We start from the raw sequence: 14914 nt of genomic DNA, 5'->3' as shown, positions 1-14914 counted from the left end.
GAAGCAAAAAAATTTTGCCATTCTGGAACAACTGTTTTAAATATTCGTATATTTGTAGCCAGTTATGGCGAGAAACGTAGAATTCAATCAGGAGGAAGCAGTCCGAAAGGCAATGGAGGTCTTTTGGAAGAAAGGATATAATGGAGCTTCCATGCGCGATCTGACCGATGCGATGCAGATCAATCCAAGCAGTTTGTACAATACAATTGGAGATAAGCGTCAGCTTTTTATCAGGTGTATCCATGATTACACCCAAGGGCGGATTCAGGCGGTGAAAAAACATGCAGCAAATTTTAAATCTCCTTTAAAAGCGCTTGTTAGTATTATTAACGAGTCTGTAAATTCGATTTTATACGCCAGTAACAGCTGTCTGGCCATCAAAACAACTTTTGAACTCGCTGTGACGGATAAGGATGTACAAGCAATTTTGAAAAATGAAAGCGATCTTACTTATGATTTTTTTCTATCACTGGTCAGGCGAGCACTTGAAGAAAAAGAGATTGACCCGGCTACTGATGCTGAAATGATGGCAGATTATATCGTCAATTCCTTTACAGGATGGCACGAGTCGTATATCTTGCATCAGGATGCTGCAAGGATAAAAAAAATGGCAAAATATCTGATCACCCAGATTTCGAGATAATTCTTTTATCCTAATCTGAAACGATTGTTTTAAAATAGGATAGAAGCACCGCATTTTTGAACATTGGAAAACTCCCCGAGTTGGATACAACTCTTGCAGCTTTGGCAACAAACACGTCTCTGGTTTGTGTGAACTTTGCCAGCAAGAAAACAAAGATATGTTATGAAAGAAGGCACAAAAGGCACCGTTTTTATTGTGGACATAAGTGGTTACACCAGGTTCATTAAGGAGACAAACAATGCTGATGGCACAAGGATTATCAAAAAGTTATTTACTTCCATCCTCAAGGCAAACTGCTTGTTCTTGCAAATTTCTGAAATAGAGGGCGATGCCATTTTGTTTTATCAGTTTGGCAAACCAATTGCGGTGAAAAAAATATTGGCTCAGTTTGAAAAAATGCTGGCTTCTTTCAACGCACAGGTAAACCAGCTGAGAATTTTATTTCCTGAGGTAACCGATCTGAGCATTAAGGTTATTGTTCATTACGGGCGTATGAGCATCTACGAGATCGGCCGTTTTTTTAAACTATTCGGAAGACCGCTGGTGGATGCGCATAGGTTGCTCAAAAACAGCGTTCCGTCGAGTACCTACGTACTGATAACCAGCGAATATATGAAGGAACTAAAAATCATCGGACCGCACACACAATTGCCGACTGGTCATCAGCACTGTGAGCGGTATGATGTGGGAAACCTGTGTTATACTTATTTCTCCTTTCTTAAAAATTAGATGTTCACACACGTTTATAGCATGTATTAAATAATCAAACCAGTATATCAATATGAAAGAATTAACCTTAAATGATGCAGTAAACCGGTCTTTGAAGTTACGAGAACTGTACCGTGAATTAGAATTGAAATACCATGGCAGTGAATGGTCTGTTGAAGAAGACGCCCTTGCGTTTCTTACGGATGCAGGATTGGTAGGCCGCCTGACGATGTCTCAGCAGGGACGCTGGCCAAAGGGAGATAATGCGGCCTCGGAACTGGATCATAAGTTAGGCGAGTGTATCTGGTGGCTGATTGTTTTGGCCGACCGTATGGATATAGATATTCAAACGGCGCTGGCGGGCTTTCTATCCAGGACTGAAAACCTTTTAAAAAAATAATATGACGACGATAAAAAAAACAGCTGAAGGCAAGCTCCTTATTTATGGCGCAACAGGATATACCGGAACCTTGATTTGCCATGAGGCTGCCAGACGCGGACTGGATTTTGAGATTGCTGGCAGAAATCAGCACAAGCTTTCGGAGTTAGCACAGCAGCTACGTGTTCCCTATCATGTTTTTGATGTGAATGACCGGGCCAGCTGGGAAAAAAGTCTTCGCGGAAAAACGTGTCTTCTCAATAGTGCGGGCCCATTCAGTCAAACCGCCGAACTTGCCATGCAGGCCTGTATCAGCCACCAGGTACATTATGTTGACATTACAGCCGAAGTCGAAATTTACCGGTTGGCTGAGTCCAAAAACCTGTCAGCGGAAGCTGCTGGCATTATGATCTTGTCTGGTGCCGGGCTATTTTCAACCTATGACCCGCTTGTGGTCCATACTGCCAGACGGGTAAAAAATCCTGTCGCTTTAAGAGCGGCTTTTCAGTACAGTGGAGGATTTACACCAGGTTCTATTGCCAGCAGTGCCAATATTATTAACGCCGGTATTCTTATAAGACGAAACGGGTTGATCGAAAAATTAACCGAAGCAGAGTCTTCTGAATTTGATTTCGGTGCTGGGCCGCAGCAATGTTTTCCAACGCCACTGGGCGCTGTTGTACTTTGCTACAAATCAACAGGCATCCCCAACATAGAAGAATTTTTTCAGATGGCCCTTCCTGCTAGCGAGGAGTCAGACCATTCAACAGTTCAGGGTGGAGAAATAAATCCAGATAAGGTGGAAGAGCCTAGCAGAATTTTGGCGGAGGTGACCGGGGCAGATGGATCTGTTGTGAGATCGATGGCAATTATGCGGGCTGGCTATATGCCGACTGTTACGGCAGCGGTCGAGGTTGCTTCCCGTATATTAAACGGGTTTTGCAAGGCTGGCTTTCAATCACCGGCTTCGGTATATGGGGAGGCGTTACTGGAAACGTTGGAGGTTATAGTTATTGATTTGTAAATGGTAATAATTACTGAGTCGCCATGGTTACAGAGTTTTTAGGACGCCCAGAACCTGCGCGTAATTACCGGAGGAGGGTTTGTGAAAAGTCAAACACAAGTGAAGATTTTAAGGTAATACGCATTCCTTCTGAAGATCAACAATTTAGCTGTTCGCCCTATAACAGGAAAGGTCTTTTTAAAATCAGTATTCATCACGGTGCTAACCGGATTTATTATGCGGACAAAATGGTGGAGATAAAGAAGCAGGCTATTTTGTTTTCCCGGCCCAATATGATTTACCGTTTTGAGCCGTTGGAGCAGCAGCATCCGGGCTACCTCTGTGTTTTCACTGAAAGTTTTTTTGATCGGTTTATGAATATCAACGATTATCCGCTGTTCAAACCGGGTGCTTCGCCATTAATTGATATAACAGATGTAGAAATGGATTCCTTTTTAAAGCTGTTTGAGAAAATGGAACACGAGATGGAAACTGATTTTGATTACAAGTATGATGCGGTTAGGGTCCTGGTAATCCAATTGATACTGGATACGCTCAGACTACGGCCTAATGCCGATTTGAAATTCATAGAATCCAACAGTTCCATGCGACTTAGCAGCTATTTTCAGGAGCTGCTTGAAGGCCAATTCCCAATCCAGAGCCCGTCACATAAAATGCACCTGAGGCACCCGGCAGAGTTCGCTGACGCGCTATTCGTTCACGTCAATCATCTTAATCGTTCCCTAAAAGAAGTTACAGAAAAAACAACTTCTCAGGTAATTGCAGACCGTATTTTTCTGGAAGCAAAAAGTTTGTTGCAGAATACGGAATGGAATATTGGAGAAGTAGCATGGTGTCTTGGTTTTGAAGACCTGTCCCATTTTATCAAATTTTTTAAGAAAAATGCCGGCACCACGCCTAGTAAATTGAGGAAAGTGTTAGCGGTTTGATATTGACAATTTTACGTCTGAAAACCGACCTAATATTACACTGATAAGAAAACATCACAATAATGGTATCCCAAAACGGTAAAATTAATCAGAATTACTCCACAAGTTCCTGTGAAGACAGAAATACAATTATTCCCCCTAAAAGACGCTAATCAGGCGCTCGATAATCTTCACAAAGCAAAATACAAGGTGCGGCTGTGTTGTATATGGGGTAAAAGATCTGCGATTCTGTTCTCGTTTTTGTCTGAATGCAAAAAGGAACCGGTATAGCCAGTTCCTCTTTTTGCCATAGCCAATGCCTGGAACGTGTTAGTCAAATGCGAATTCGTCTTCTGCTACTTCAATTTGGTTCTCGACCCGGTTGACTCCCGGTGCATCCCAGGCTGCATCTTCGGCGTCCTCTTTTTCACTGTAAGCCCTGACAGTTCCACTAAGAATAACGGTATTACCGACAACGTTTATCTTTATTTTTCCCGAGTCAATGGATGCATGACGCTGAAATGCCGAATCAATTTTTCGTTTGATATTTTCCAAGACAGGTTTTGGTTTGATCGTGATTTGATTTACCACAAGCCTGACACCTTTTATGGTTTCAACAGCAATTTCGGCCATTGCGCGTTCATGTGCCCATTCCACCTGCCCGCTGAGCGTTACAAAACCATTTTCAACATTGATTTTGATGTTTTCTTCCGCAACGGCTGAGTTCCATTTTAGAACATTTACCACCGCTTCTGCAATCTCCAGATCAGTTTTCTCATGACCAGGATGGAGTACAACGCGGATGTCTTCAATCACAGCTTTTACGCCGCTAACCTTTTTTACGGCCTTCTCCGCTGCCAGTTTCTTGGGATAAGAATTTAGCTGACCAGACAAAGTCGCTATTCCGTTTTTTACAGAAACGCCAATTTCGGTTGCTTCCAGTATAGGTTGCCATCTCAACTGTTCCATTACGTCTTTTTGAATTTCCAGATCCGTTTTCATCTCTAAAAGTTTTTAAGTGGAATCTATTTTGTTTATCAAAAATAGATCACATTAAGAACCGTAAGTATGATGCTTCTCATCCTTGAAAATGATTGTAATTGAGTTATTTAAAGAGAAAATGTGTAGTCAGTAAAGGCCTGGATTCGCAAATTGGGACAAGCTTCAAAACGGCCGGCTAATGCGTTCTTGTGAACCTATATGAAGCAAATCTGACAGTCTGGATCACTAAGATGGGTATAGTTCCTGCAAGCAGAATCAGTCCGAATGCGCGGGCATTTAGAAGCTGCAAATTGAGTATCATTCTTAAAAAAGGGATGTAATACGTTCCCAATAAAAGCAGGATGCACAATGCCGTAGCCAGCCAGACAAACTTGTTAGCCGTGATTTCATTAGAATAAAACCGGCCTTTCCCGGAATATAGATTGAAAACATGAAGCAGTTGCGAAAGTGAAAGTGCAAAAAATGTGATGGTATTGCCTTCCTTTTGGCTAAGCCCAAAATGATTGATTGCAAGCCAATAAACTACCAAAACCGACGCTGTCATGACCAACGCATAATATAAAATTTTACGCCAGTCGCTTTTTTCGATGATCGATTTTTTGGGATCACGCGGGAGCTTTTTCATAAGGTGGTTATTCTCTTTGCCCACCCCCAATGCCAGAGCCGGAAACACATCAGTGACGATGTTGATGAACAGGATTTGCAGGGGAAGCAAAGGGTTTCCTGCATTCAGGAATCCTGCGAAAGTAACCACAAAAATTTCTGTCAGATTGCAGGAAAGTAAAAAGATGACAAACTTCCTGATATTTTCAAAAATCACTCTTCCCTGGCTTATCGCATGGACAATGGATACGAACGAGTCGTCTTTTAACACGAGATCAGCCGCCTCGGATGCAACTGCCGAACCTCTGAGTCCCATCGCAATCCCTATATCTGCCTGCTTAAGAGCAGGTGCGTCGTTTACGCCATCGCCGGTCATCCCAACTATACTTCCCCGGTTCTGATAAAACTTAATCATATCCAGCTTTTGAGCCGGGTTTACACGTGCGAAAACGTTACAATTCAGGAGTTTTTGTTCGTCAGCTTCACCGTTTGGATCCATGTTGAGCAGATCTTTTCCTGTGATTACATTTTGATTATCATCAGATACAAGTCTGATCTGCATGGCGATATTGAGAGAAGTCGCCGGATGATCGCCTGTCAGCATCACTACCTTAATTCCCGCGTCGCGACAGGCTTTTAAGGCAGAAGTAACAGCAGTGATGGGAGGGTCAATAAAGCCTATCAGACCCAAATAGATAAGTTTATCGTCATTAGTGAAGTCAGAGCCAGGATTTTCATCCGTTTCGCGATAGGCAAATGCCAGCGTTCTCAGTCCATCACCAGCCATTTTTTCCGAGAGATCGTATTCCTGTTGTCTGGCTTTCTCATTCTCCCAAACACACTTTTCCATAACTTCCTCAACTGCTCCTTTTACAGAAATGAAATATTTGGAACCGGATTGATGCAATGTGGACATCATTCTGGTATTGGAGTTGAAGGTGTTTTCAGCCACTTTTATATAATCATGCTTTAACTTTTTTAGGTCGAAGTCAAATCTTTTGCAAAAAGTCAGGAGTGCGATTTCCAATGGGTCTCCGGTATTTTTGTTTCCGGTTTCTTCTTTTATCTGGGCATTATTGGCAAGAGCGCAAACGCGCAAAAGCAGGTCAAATTCTGCACAATCTGAGCGTTGCAGAGCGTTCTTTGTGTTTGTTTTGTCTTCGTTTATTCTGGCAGTTAAGCCCGCCTTTTGTAAATGAATGGTATCGACTTCTATTTTATTCTGTGTAAGCGTGCCGGTTTTATCAGTAAAGATTATATTGGTATTTCCCAAAGTTTCGACGGCTGACAAGCGTTTTACAATTACCTTTTGTTTTGCCAGCCGGAGCACGCCATTCGCGAGTGCAATTGTTGCTACGACAGTCATTCCTTCCGGAATTGCGGCAATCGAAAGTGCAACGGCAGTTTCAAGTAGCTGCCTAAGTTCTTCTCCGCGAATTACACCAACAACTAAATACAAACTGGCAAGCCCGGCGGTAACCCAAATGAGAACTTGGCCAAGCCCTTCCAGTTTTGCTTCCAACGGAGTAGCAGTGCGTTCTGCGTTGCGAACCATCGTGGATATCTTACCAACTTCCGTGGAATTCCCGATATCTGTCACGATTGCCTTTCCATTCCCATTATTTACAGCAGTTCCCTTAAATAACCGGTTATGTTGATCAGCCAAAGCTGCGTCTTGTGATGATAGCTGCGTGTCTTTGGTAACTCCGATAGATTCACCTGTCAGCGCTGATTCATCTACTTCCAGCTGGTTGGCTTCGATGATACTCGCATCAGCGGGGACTATATCACCGGCCTCAATAACCAGAATATCGCCTTTGGTAACATTTTCAGAAGGGATTTCAACGACCACACCATCGCGGATTACTCTTGCAGGAATCTGATCCAGTTTGTCAAGGGCCTCCATAGATTTTCGTGCATTCCATTCCAGCGCAAAACCTATCGACGCATTAATGAAAATAATTGCTGCCACACTGAAACCTTCAATGGTATCACCAATGGCAAAAGAAGCGACGGCAGCCACTGCAAGTATCAAAACCATCGCACCCCTGAATTGGCGTAACATAATGGTCCACGCATTTTCAGGTACCTGCTTACTTGATACGTTGGGGCCGTAACGTACGAATCTTTTTATCGCTTCTGTGGTACTGAGCCCATTAAAAGGGTCAACGCTTAAATAATCGTAAATTTCCCCGGGTGTCATCCGGTGTAAAGGCTTGCTGTCCATATCCATGCAGATTATGGGTTCAATTACCACATAAGCGTCTGGATTAGAACTGACACCGGTCGCTATAAATCATGACGATGATCAGTTCTCTAATCATCATCGGTCTGCCGTACCGGTAGATTTATTCCTTAAACATCCGACATGTTATTGCTCAGAATCACAAACTGGGCAGGAGCTAGTTTTAATTTGATAAAATGCAGATCTCCCTTTTCGTTCAGGAGAACGTTAACCTGTCCGGATTGACCGTAAATAAATCTAAATATACTTCCGGCCGGATTCAACAGCCTGTCTACCAGGATGTACTCTTCGTCGGATTCTGTTAAGGAACTATTGTATGCGATCACAAATTCTTCGTCGTATAACACCCTTGAAAAGGCTAGAAGGCAATTGGGGAAAGTCGGCAGGTGAAAGTTTTTGCCATCTTCGGAAAGCTTTCTCATATACATGCGGCCAAATTTAAGGACTGCACTGCTTTTCCTGACCGAAGCTAGTTTTGAAATTTCAAGGTAAATATGACAGGATTTATTCAGAGCGTTGCGCGTCGGATCGTCCAGACTGAACATTGCTTCCCGGATGCCTGAGTCTTCGTTTCCTGATCCGTTGAAACCTTGTTCTGTGCCGTAGTAAATGCAAGGTGTTCCCAGAGCACACAAAAGAAAACCAATTCCGGCAATGATCTGCTCTTCTGTCGCTTCACTGCCAAAACGCTGTTTCAAATTCTGCCCGACCTGGTCGTGGTTGTCAATAAAAGTTACCAAAAATTCACCGAATTCACCTCTGTTCATCGCATTTTTGCGCAGCGATTCATAGCGCTTCACCAGCTTTTCAGGTGTGGCCTTTCCATGAATGACGTCCGACAGAATGTGGTATAAAGGGAAGTCAAGAACAGAGTTCAGTCCAAAATAAATTGCCTTGTCCTCCACCACAACCGAGGTTTTTGGGCCAATATATTTATTATACATTTCCTCGGGACCAACCAGCTCGCCGAACAGAAAAAAATTGCGTTTGCCCAGTTTGTATGCATATTCACGAACGTGTGAACAGAACTGGCTTACCGTTTCCTCTCCCATGTGCTTCACGGCGTCAATCCTGAAACCGTCAATATCGGTTTCGCGCATCCAGTAACAATGCACCTTTGTCAGAATTTGCTGGACCAATAGTGCCTCGGGAGAGGCATCATTTTTAAAAGTTTTAAGGGCATGGAAATCTCCCTCACGCGTTTCAGGAAAGGTATCAAAATTGCGAATCCTTCCTTTCTTCCAATATAATTCCGAATTTCTGAGCTCGGTCGGAACCGGCGTATCTTCGTTTCGCCAGGCTTCGAAAGGGAATGTGGCACCCTGGTAATAGTAGTAAGGTTGATCGGCAGGATATGCCCAGTTGTCGCCGGAATGATGCAGCACAATGTCGAGAAACACACAGATTTCCAGTTTATGTGCCGCATCTACCAATGATTCCAGGTCGTCTTTTGTGCCAAATCTGGGGTCAATTTTTAGGTAATTCTGTATGGCGTAACCATGGTAGGAAGCCGGATTGTTTTCAAAAACGGGACTTAGCCAGAGCGCCGTACAACCCAGGTCTTTTATATAATCCAGATGTTTTTCAATTCCTTTTAAAGTCCCGCCGCAGGTTGTTCGCAACTGATCGGGATTTCCAAAACCGCTTGAATGATTGGAAACCAGAAGCGGATTACGTTCCAGGTCGTCATGAAAGCGGTCTACTAGCAAAAAATAAATAAATTCTTCCCGCCATTCCCTGATCCCGTTTTTCCAGTAGGTTTTTCCCGGTTTAGGCGAGAGGTCAATTTCTCGAATAGATGTTATCGGATGGTCGGGGGACATATTTAACTCTTCAGAAAGTATACTTATAACCTTTCAAGAGTTCGGCGACTGCCGCAGCGCGTCTTTCCTTTCTGAGTTTTTTCTGCTGATGTTTGAGCTCTTTTACCATTTTTCTGTCTTCCTTAGTTATCCGCTTTTTCACAATGGCATCAATATCTTCACTGAGCTCGCTGAGCGTTTTGGTAATTTCCTTTGCTAATTTTTTACTGGCCTTGGTTTTATTTTCATGTCCTGGATTTGATTCGAGAATGTTGAATACAGGTGATGAGAGCTGTTGTTGTTGAGGTTTCATGGTTTTGATCTGGATTAATGTGTAAGAATTCTGTGCGCAAGAGTTTTGAGGGTGATACTATAATAAATATAAAAAACGCCAGACGTTAAAAGGGCGATGCCAGTCCAGGTAACAGTAATTTTTATTGCAAACAGCGGACTGTATATGTTGATCCAGGAGAAAAATAGTCCGGCAATGCCAAAAAACAACGCCCACTTCCAGTTAATAATGGCCCATTGTTTTAGGTAATGAGCCCGGCCTATTACAGCCATACTTCTACATAACAGCCAGACTCCGACTATTAAAGGAAGGTAAGCGGCAGAAAGGATCGGATTGGTTACAAAGCTGCTGCAAATAAGTAAATCGAAAGCACCGCCCAAAAGAAACCATTTCCAGTCACGAATTATTTTGTGATTAGTAAGCGTGAAAAACACCTCTAAAAGTCCGTTTACAAAAAAGGCCACAGCGAAATACAGGCTGAATGCTGCCAGCATCATTGTTGGATGTATGAAAACGGACACTCCCAGGGAAAGTAGCGCCACTCCCGAAAATAGAAAGATCCACCAGAATCGAAGTGATTGTTGTCCCTTTAAAAAAGATTTTTCCATTTGAATCAGACTAGATGTTTTATGCAAATCTATCCACATGGATCATTGAACTTTATGATCTCCGGTATTTATCAGACTGACTTTGATCAGTTATTACACAGGTAACGCAAACGGGTTGAGGCGGCGGATCTTAGATTTTATTCAGGAAAGCCATTCAATATTATTTCTCAGCAGCCTGATTTTTTTGTCCTGCTCCATCTTTTTCAGCAGTCTTGAAATTACCTCCCGGGAAGTATTCAGGTCGTTAGCAATTTCCTGGTGGGTAATGGTCAGAGTTTGGATTTTACTACTTTCAAACTGGTTTTTAAGGTAGAATTCCAGTCTTTCGTCCATGCCTTTGAAGACCACATTGTCAAATACAACAAGCAGTTCCTCAAAACGGGCGCGGTAGTTGGCAATGACGAAGTAATACCAGGTCTTGTATTTCTGCATGAGCTCGTCCATCAACTGGATAGGGATCATGATCGCCACGGTGTCTTCCACTGTCTTGGCCATAATTTCACTGGCTTCCTGTTTTGTATTGCAGATCATAGACAGAGCACAGGCATTGCCGGGTTCCAGATCATAAATAAAGGCTTCTTCACCGTCGTCACCCTGGCGGTACAATTTCACTCTGCCGCTTCCGATGAGCAATGTATGTTTTATATACTGGCCGGTCCGCATGATCACTTCTCCCGCAGGAATAGCTTTCACAATGCAATCCCTTTGCAAATGCTGTTTTAACTCAGGTTCAAAATCAGGAAAAACAGTGTCGAGATAATAGGAAATACTTTCAGTCATAATGGGGCAGATATAGCAAGTGCATAATCATAAATAAAGAACTGATTTTGAAAGGTTCCCGCTTGGCGAAAGTCCCCGAACAGGTGATATTCTCTTTCTGTAAAGTACATTATAATATTCTTCAGTCTATGTGACTTTTCTCACTTTTCAGGCAAACAATGCTTCCGAATTTTGTGTCATAATAGTCACAAAAATGGAAATTGCAGCTTACTTAGCATCTGTATTTATTGGTATTTCACTGGGTCTGATCGGAGGAGGCGGTTCCATACTGACCGTCCCGGTATTGGTGTATTTGTTTGGAATAAGCCCGCTCGTATCCACATCCTATTCACTTTTCATTGTCGGGTCAACCAGCCTTGTCGGAGCTTATAATAATTATCGCAAAGGAGCGGTGAAGATCAAAACCGCGCTGCTGTTTGGCAGTACGTCAATTACTACGGTTTTTTTAACCCGCAAATTTCTCATTCCATTAATTCCCAGAGAGCTTTTTACAATAGGACAATTACAGATTACTGAGCCTTTGCTGACCATGATTCTTTTTGCCGTTTTGATGGTGATTGCATCCGTAGGAATGATCAGAAGCAAGGAAAGGAAACAGGGCTGTCTTGAATGCGACTTGAAAGGAAATATAATTAAAATGCTGCTCAGCGGCGTCGGGATTGGCTTAACTACCGGAATTTTAGGGGCCGGCGGAGGGTTTCTGCTGATTCCAACATTGGTACTGGTGCTGGGCATGCCCATGAAAGAGGCGGTTGGTACGTCACTTCTGATCATTGCCCTCAATTCGCTGATCGGCTTTGCAGGAGACTTCGGTCATTTTGTGATTGACTGGATTTTTCTGCTAAAAATTACAGCCATCGCCATGGCAGGAATACTGATTGGAGGCGTAATAGCAAAACGCATTGATGCAACATCTTTAAAAAAGGCTTTTGGGTGGTTTGTTCTGGTAATGGGAATTTACATTATTTCAACCGAGCTGCTGCACCTTCAATAAATGTGCCGCTTTAAACAAAACAGAACCGAATGATGTGCAGCAGAAAAAAGAAAGATCTGATTTATGTCGGCATTCAAGTGCTGTTATTTATTAGCTACTTATTCGTACCGGCTCCCGTAAACGTCGCGGTAAATCAGATTACCAGAATAGTCGGGCTTGCCTTGCTTATTGTTGGAACCGGTATTTTTCTGGCCGGTTTATTCCAGCTGAGAAAAAGCCTGACCCCATTTCCATCGGTTCGGTCCGACGGTCATCTGGTCACAAATGGTATCTACCGTTTTATTCGGCATCCGCTTTACACGGGTATCATCGCTGGTCTGTTTGGTTATGGATTATACAGCATCCATACAGGTCGACTCACCATTGTGGTGCTGCTTGCTGTGCTGTTTTATTTTAAATCCATCTATGAAGAGCGGATGCTTCTCACTGCATATCCGGATTACAAGCAATACCGCCTGCAAACCGGAAGGTTTCTGCCTAAATGGAAAAATGTTATCGATGTTTTATTCCTACGTGATAAATATCACTGACCGCCTGCCGGGGCATACCGAACTTTGCATAGTTAACTCAATAAGAAACGCATAAAATTTAAACATACAGGATATGAGAATCGAACAAATCTATACGGGCTGTCTTGCCCAAGGTGCGTATTATATCGAGAGTAATGGAGAAGCCGTGGTTATCGACCCGCTTCGTGAAGTAGACCCTTATATCAGCCGGGCAGAAAAGGATGGTGCCAAAATAAAGTATGTGCTCGAAACGCACTTTCATGCCGACTTTGTATCAGGCCATATTGACCTTGCCGAAAAAACAGGTGCTCAGATTGTGTTCGGTCCAACAGCCAAACCAGGATTTGAAGCGCACGTAGCCAGGGATGGCGAGGAGCTGAAAGTGGGAGATATTACGCTTACGGTACTCCATACACCAGGGCACACGATGGAAAGCAGCTGTTATCTGTTAAAAGATGAGCAGGGAAAACAGGTTGGTATTTTTACGGGAGATACACTATTTATTGGTGATGTCGGACGCCCGGATCTGGCGCAAAAGGTAGTAGCCGAGCTGACACAGCAAAAGCTGGCCGAACATCTTTTTGATTCTTTACGGGATAAAATTATGCCTCTGGCTGATGACCTTATCGTGTATCCGGCTCACGGAGCAGGCAGTGCATGCGGAAAAAATATGAGCAAGGAAACCACCGACACATTGGGCAACCAGAAAAAGTTCAACTATGCGTTGCGGGCAAATATGACGAAGGAAGAGTTCGTAAAAGAAATTACGGCAGGGTTAATGCCGCCTCCGGCATACTTTCCTGAAAATGTCATGATGAATATCCGGGGATATGAAAGCATTGACACTGTCCTCGAAAGGGCGGATCACGCACTGGATCCGGCAGCTTTTGAAGCAGCGGCCAATGAAACGGACGCCGTGATGATCGATACAAGAGATGCAGAAATTTTTGCAAAAGCATTTATTCCCAACTCAATTAATATCGGGATCAATGGAAGTTTTGCTCCCTGGGTAGGCACACTGATACCGGATATCAAACAAAGGATTCTGCTGATCACTGATCAGGATAGGGAAGAGGAAGTCGTCACACGCCTGGCACGTGTAGGTTACGACCATACGATCGGGTATTTAAAGGGCGGAATAGATGCCTGGATTAAGGCTGGTAAGCAGGTTGATCGTATCGAATCCGTGCAAGCTGACCAATTAAGCAAGCGCCTGCAAAGCGATCCATCTGCGGTTTTGCTGGATGTAAGGAAAGCCAGTGAGTACGATTCAGAGCATGTCATCGGGGCCGAAAATATTCCGCTTGATTACATCAATGACCATTTTGCACAAATCGATAAAAACAAAACATACTTTGTACACTGTGCAGGTGGTTACCGGTCGATGATGTTTAATTCAATCCTGAAAGCAAGAGGTTATGATAATCTGATCGATGTGCAGGGAGGATTCAAGGCGATCAAGGAATCGGCCGATTTACAAGTGAGTAATTATGTTTGTCCGAGCACACTTTTATAAAACAATGTCATGGGAATTTTTTCAGCAATATTCGGAAATAGTCAAACGGATCTGAAAGATCTGGTTGGTAATGGCGCACTGATCGTCGATGTCCGCAGCCCGCAGGAATTTGCATCCGGCCACATTGAGGGAAGCTTGAATATTCCTTTGGAATCGATCAACTCCCAGCTATCATTTTTGAAAAGCAAAGGAAAACCGGTGATTACCTGCTGCCGGAGCGGTACCAGAAGCGGTATAGCACAGGTATCTCTGAAAGCGTCGGGGATAGAGGCTTACAACGGCGGAAGCTGGGGTACTCTCAAACAAAAAATTCTTTAAAAGGTCACTTACAAAAATATGCTCGAAGTTATAAAACAGCCCTGGCCATGGTATGTGGCCGGGCCGCTGATCGGTTTGACCGTGCCTGCCTTGTTGATAATGGGCAACAAATCTTTTGGAATTTCATCATCGCTCCGGCATGTTTGCGCCATCTGCATACCCGGGAAAATTCCTTTCTTTCACTACAACTGGAAGAAGGAAAAATGGAATTTGTTTTTTGTGTCTGGTATATTTCTTGGAGGAATAATCGCTGTGCGTTTCCTTGCCAATCCCGGTCCAATGCAATTGAACCCGACGCTGGTGAAGGAACTTGCCGGATATGGTATAACTGATTTTTCTTCGATGGTACCTGCTGATCAGATGCGTTGGGATAAGCTTTTAACACTTCCGGGATTCATCATGATGGTCGGTGGAGGTTTTCTGGTAGGATTTGGTGCACGTTATGCCGGCGGATGTACAAGCGGGCATACAATCATGGGGCTTTCTACATTACAATGGCCATCACTGGTGGCGACTGTCTGCTTTATGATCGGTGGATTTGCAATGGCCAACTGGATATTACCTTTCATATTATCATTGTAAT

General features: G+C 43.4%; 16 protein-coding genes. 10 read left to right on the top strand and 6 right to left on the bottom strand.

Going from position 1 to position 14914, the window contains the following annotated elements; translation table 11 throughout:
- Window positions 1–64: 64 nt before the first annotated feature.
- From KZC02_RS07425 to KZC02_RS07405, 5 genes are all read left to right on the top strand, one after another.
- A complete protein-coding gene (locus KZC02_RS07425) occupies window positions 65–643 on the top strand; it encodes a TetR/AcrR family transcriptional regulator (protein ID WP_221393510.1) in 579 nt (192 codons plus the stop codon).
- A gap of 162 nt (window positions 644–805) precedes the next feature.
- Window positions 806–1372 carry a DUF2652 domain-containing protein gene (locus tag KZC02_RS07420; protein ID WP_221393509.1) on the top strand — a complete coding sequence of 189 codons (567 nt, stop codon included), beginning with the start codon at window positions 806–808 and terminating at the stop codon, window positions 1370–1372.
- Between the two features lie 52 nt (window positions 1373–1424).
- Complete coding sequence (locus tag KZC02_RS07415) at window positions 1425–1751, top strand: hypothetical protein (protein WP_221393508.1); 327 nt, start codon at window positions 1425–1427, stop codon at window positions 1749–1751.
- 1 nt (window position 1752) lies between these two features.
- The gene (locus KZC02_RS07410) at window positions 1753–2754 is read left to right on the top strand and encodes a trans-acting enoyl reductase family protein (protein WP_221393507.1); all 1002 of its coding nucleotides are present in this window, start codon (window positions 1753–1755) and stop codon (window positions 2752–2754) included.
- 23 nt (window positions 2755–2777) lie between these two features.
- On the top strand, window positions 2778–3683 hold the full coding sequence (locus tag KZC02_RS07405) for an AraC family transcriptional regulator (protein ID WP_221393506.1): 906 nt from the start codon (window positions 2778–2780) through the stop codon (window positions 3681–3683).
- 309 nt (window positions 3684–3992) lie between these two features.
- Here KZC02_RS07405 and KZC02_RS07400 read toward each other — a convergent pair whose 3' ends face one another.
- The 6 genes from KZC02_RS07400 to KZC02_RS07375 all read right to left on the bottom strand — a co-directional run bounded on the left by KZC02_RS07400 (window position 3993) and on the right by KZC02_RS07375 (window position 10994).
- Window positions 3993–4664 carry a BON domain-containing protein gene (locus KZC02_RS07400; protein WP_221393505.1) on the bottom strand — a complete coding sequence of 224 codons (672 nt, stop codon included), beginning with the start codon at window positions 4662–4664 and terminating at the stop codon, window positions 3993–3995.
- A gap of 175 nt (window positions 4665–4839) precedes the next feature.
- A complete protein-coding gene (locus tag KZC02_RS07395) occupies window positions 4840–7494 on the bottom strand; it encodes a cation-transporting P-type ATPase (protein ID WP_229254054.1) in 2655 nt (884 codons plus the stop codon).
- Between the two features lie 128 nt (window positions 7495–7622).
- Window positions 7623–9335 carry an alpha-amylase family glycosyl hydrolase gene (locus KZC02_RS07390; protein ID WP_221393503.1) on the bottom strand — a complete coding sequence of 571 codons (1713 nt, stop codon included), beginning with the start codon at window positions 9333–9335 and terminating at the stop codon, window positions 7623–7625.
- Window positions 9336–9345: 10 nt separating this feature from the next.
- Window positions 9346–9627, bottom strand: coding sequence for a hypothetical protein (locus tag KZC02_RS07385; RefSeq protein WP_221393502.1), 282 nt, complete (start codon window positions 9625–9627; stop codon window positions 9346–9348).
- A gap of 14 nt (window positions 9628–9641) precedes the next feature.
- The gene (locus KZC02_RS07380) at window positions 9642–10214 is read right to left on the bottom strand and encodes an HdeD family acid-resistance protein (protein WP_221393501.1); all 573 of its coding nucleotides are present in this window, start codon (window positions 10212–10214) and stop codon (window positions 9642–9644) included.
- 141 nt (window positions 10215–10355) lie between these two features.
- Window positions 10356–10994, bottom strand: a complete 639-nt coding sequence (locus KZC02_RS07375) for a Crp/Fnr family transcriptional regulator (protein WP_221393500.1) — start codon at window positions 10992–10994, stop codon at window positions 10356–10358.
- A 193-nt stretch (window positions 10995–11187) separates the two neighbouring features.
- Here KZC02_RS07375 and KZC02_RS07370 point away from each other — a divergent pair, with 193 nt between their 5' ends.
- The 5 genes from KZC02_RS07370 to KZC02_RS07350 all read left to right on the top strand — a co-directional run bounded on the left by KZC02_RS07370 (window position 11188) and on the right by KZC02_RS07350 (window position 14913).
- Entirely contained in the window at window positions 11188–11988 is an 801-nt protein-coding gene (locus KZC02_RS07370; RefSeq protein WP_221393499.1) for a sulfite exporter TauE/SafE family protein, read from the top strand.
- A 29-nt stretch (window positions 11989–12017) separates the two neighbouring features.
- Window positions 12018–12518, top strand: coding sequence for an isoprenylcysteine carboxylmethyltransferase family protein (locus tag KZC02_RS07365; RefSeq protein ID WP_221393498.1), 501 nt, complete (start codon window positions 12018–12020; stop codon window positions 12516–12518).
- A 73-nt stretch (window positions 12519–12591) separates the two neighbouring features.
- Window positions 12592–14013 carry a rhodanese-like domain-containing protein gene (locus KZC02_RS07360; RefSeq protein ID WP_221393497.1) on the top strand — a complete coding sequence of 474 codons (1422 nt, stop codon included), beginning with the start codon at window positions 12592–12594 and terminating at the stop codon, window positions 14011–14013.
- A gap of 9 nt (window positions 14014–14022) precedes the next feature.
- Complete coding sequence (locus KZC02_RS07355; RefSeq protein ID WP_221393496.1) at window positions 14023–14331, top strand: rhodanese-like domain-containing protein; 309 nt, start codon at window positions 14023–14025, stop codon at window positions 14329–14331.
- Window positions 14332–14349: 18 nt separating this feature from the next.
- Window positions 14350–14913: a YeeE/YedE family protein gene (locus tag KZC02_RS07350; RefSeq protein ID WP_221393495.1), complete on the top strand. Its 564-nt coding sequence runs from the start codon at window positions 14350–14352 to the stop codon at window positions 14911–14913.
- Window position 14914: the final 1 nt, after the last annotated feature.

Source organism: Dyadobacter sp. NIV53, from assembly GCF_019711195.1.
In the GTDB taxonomy this organism is placed as follows: Bacteria; Bacteroidota; Bacteroidia; order Cytophagales; family Spirosomataceae; genus Dyadobacter.
This window is presented reverse-complemented; position numbering and strand designations above follow the sequence as displayed.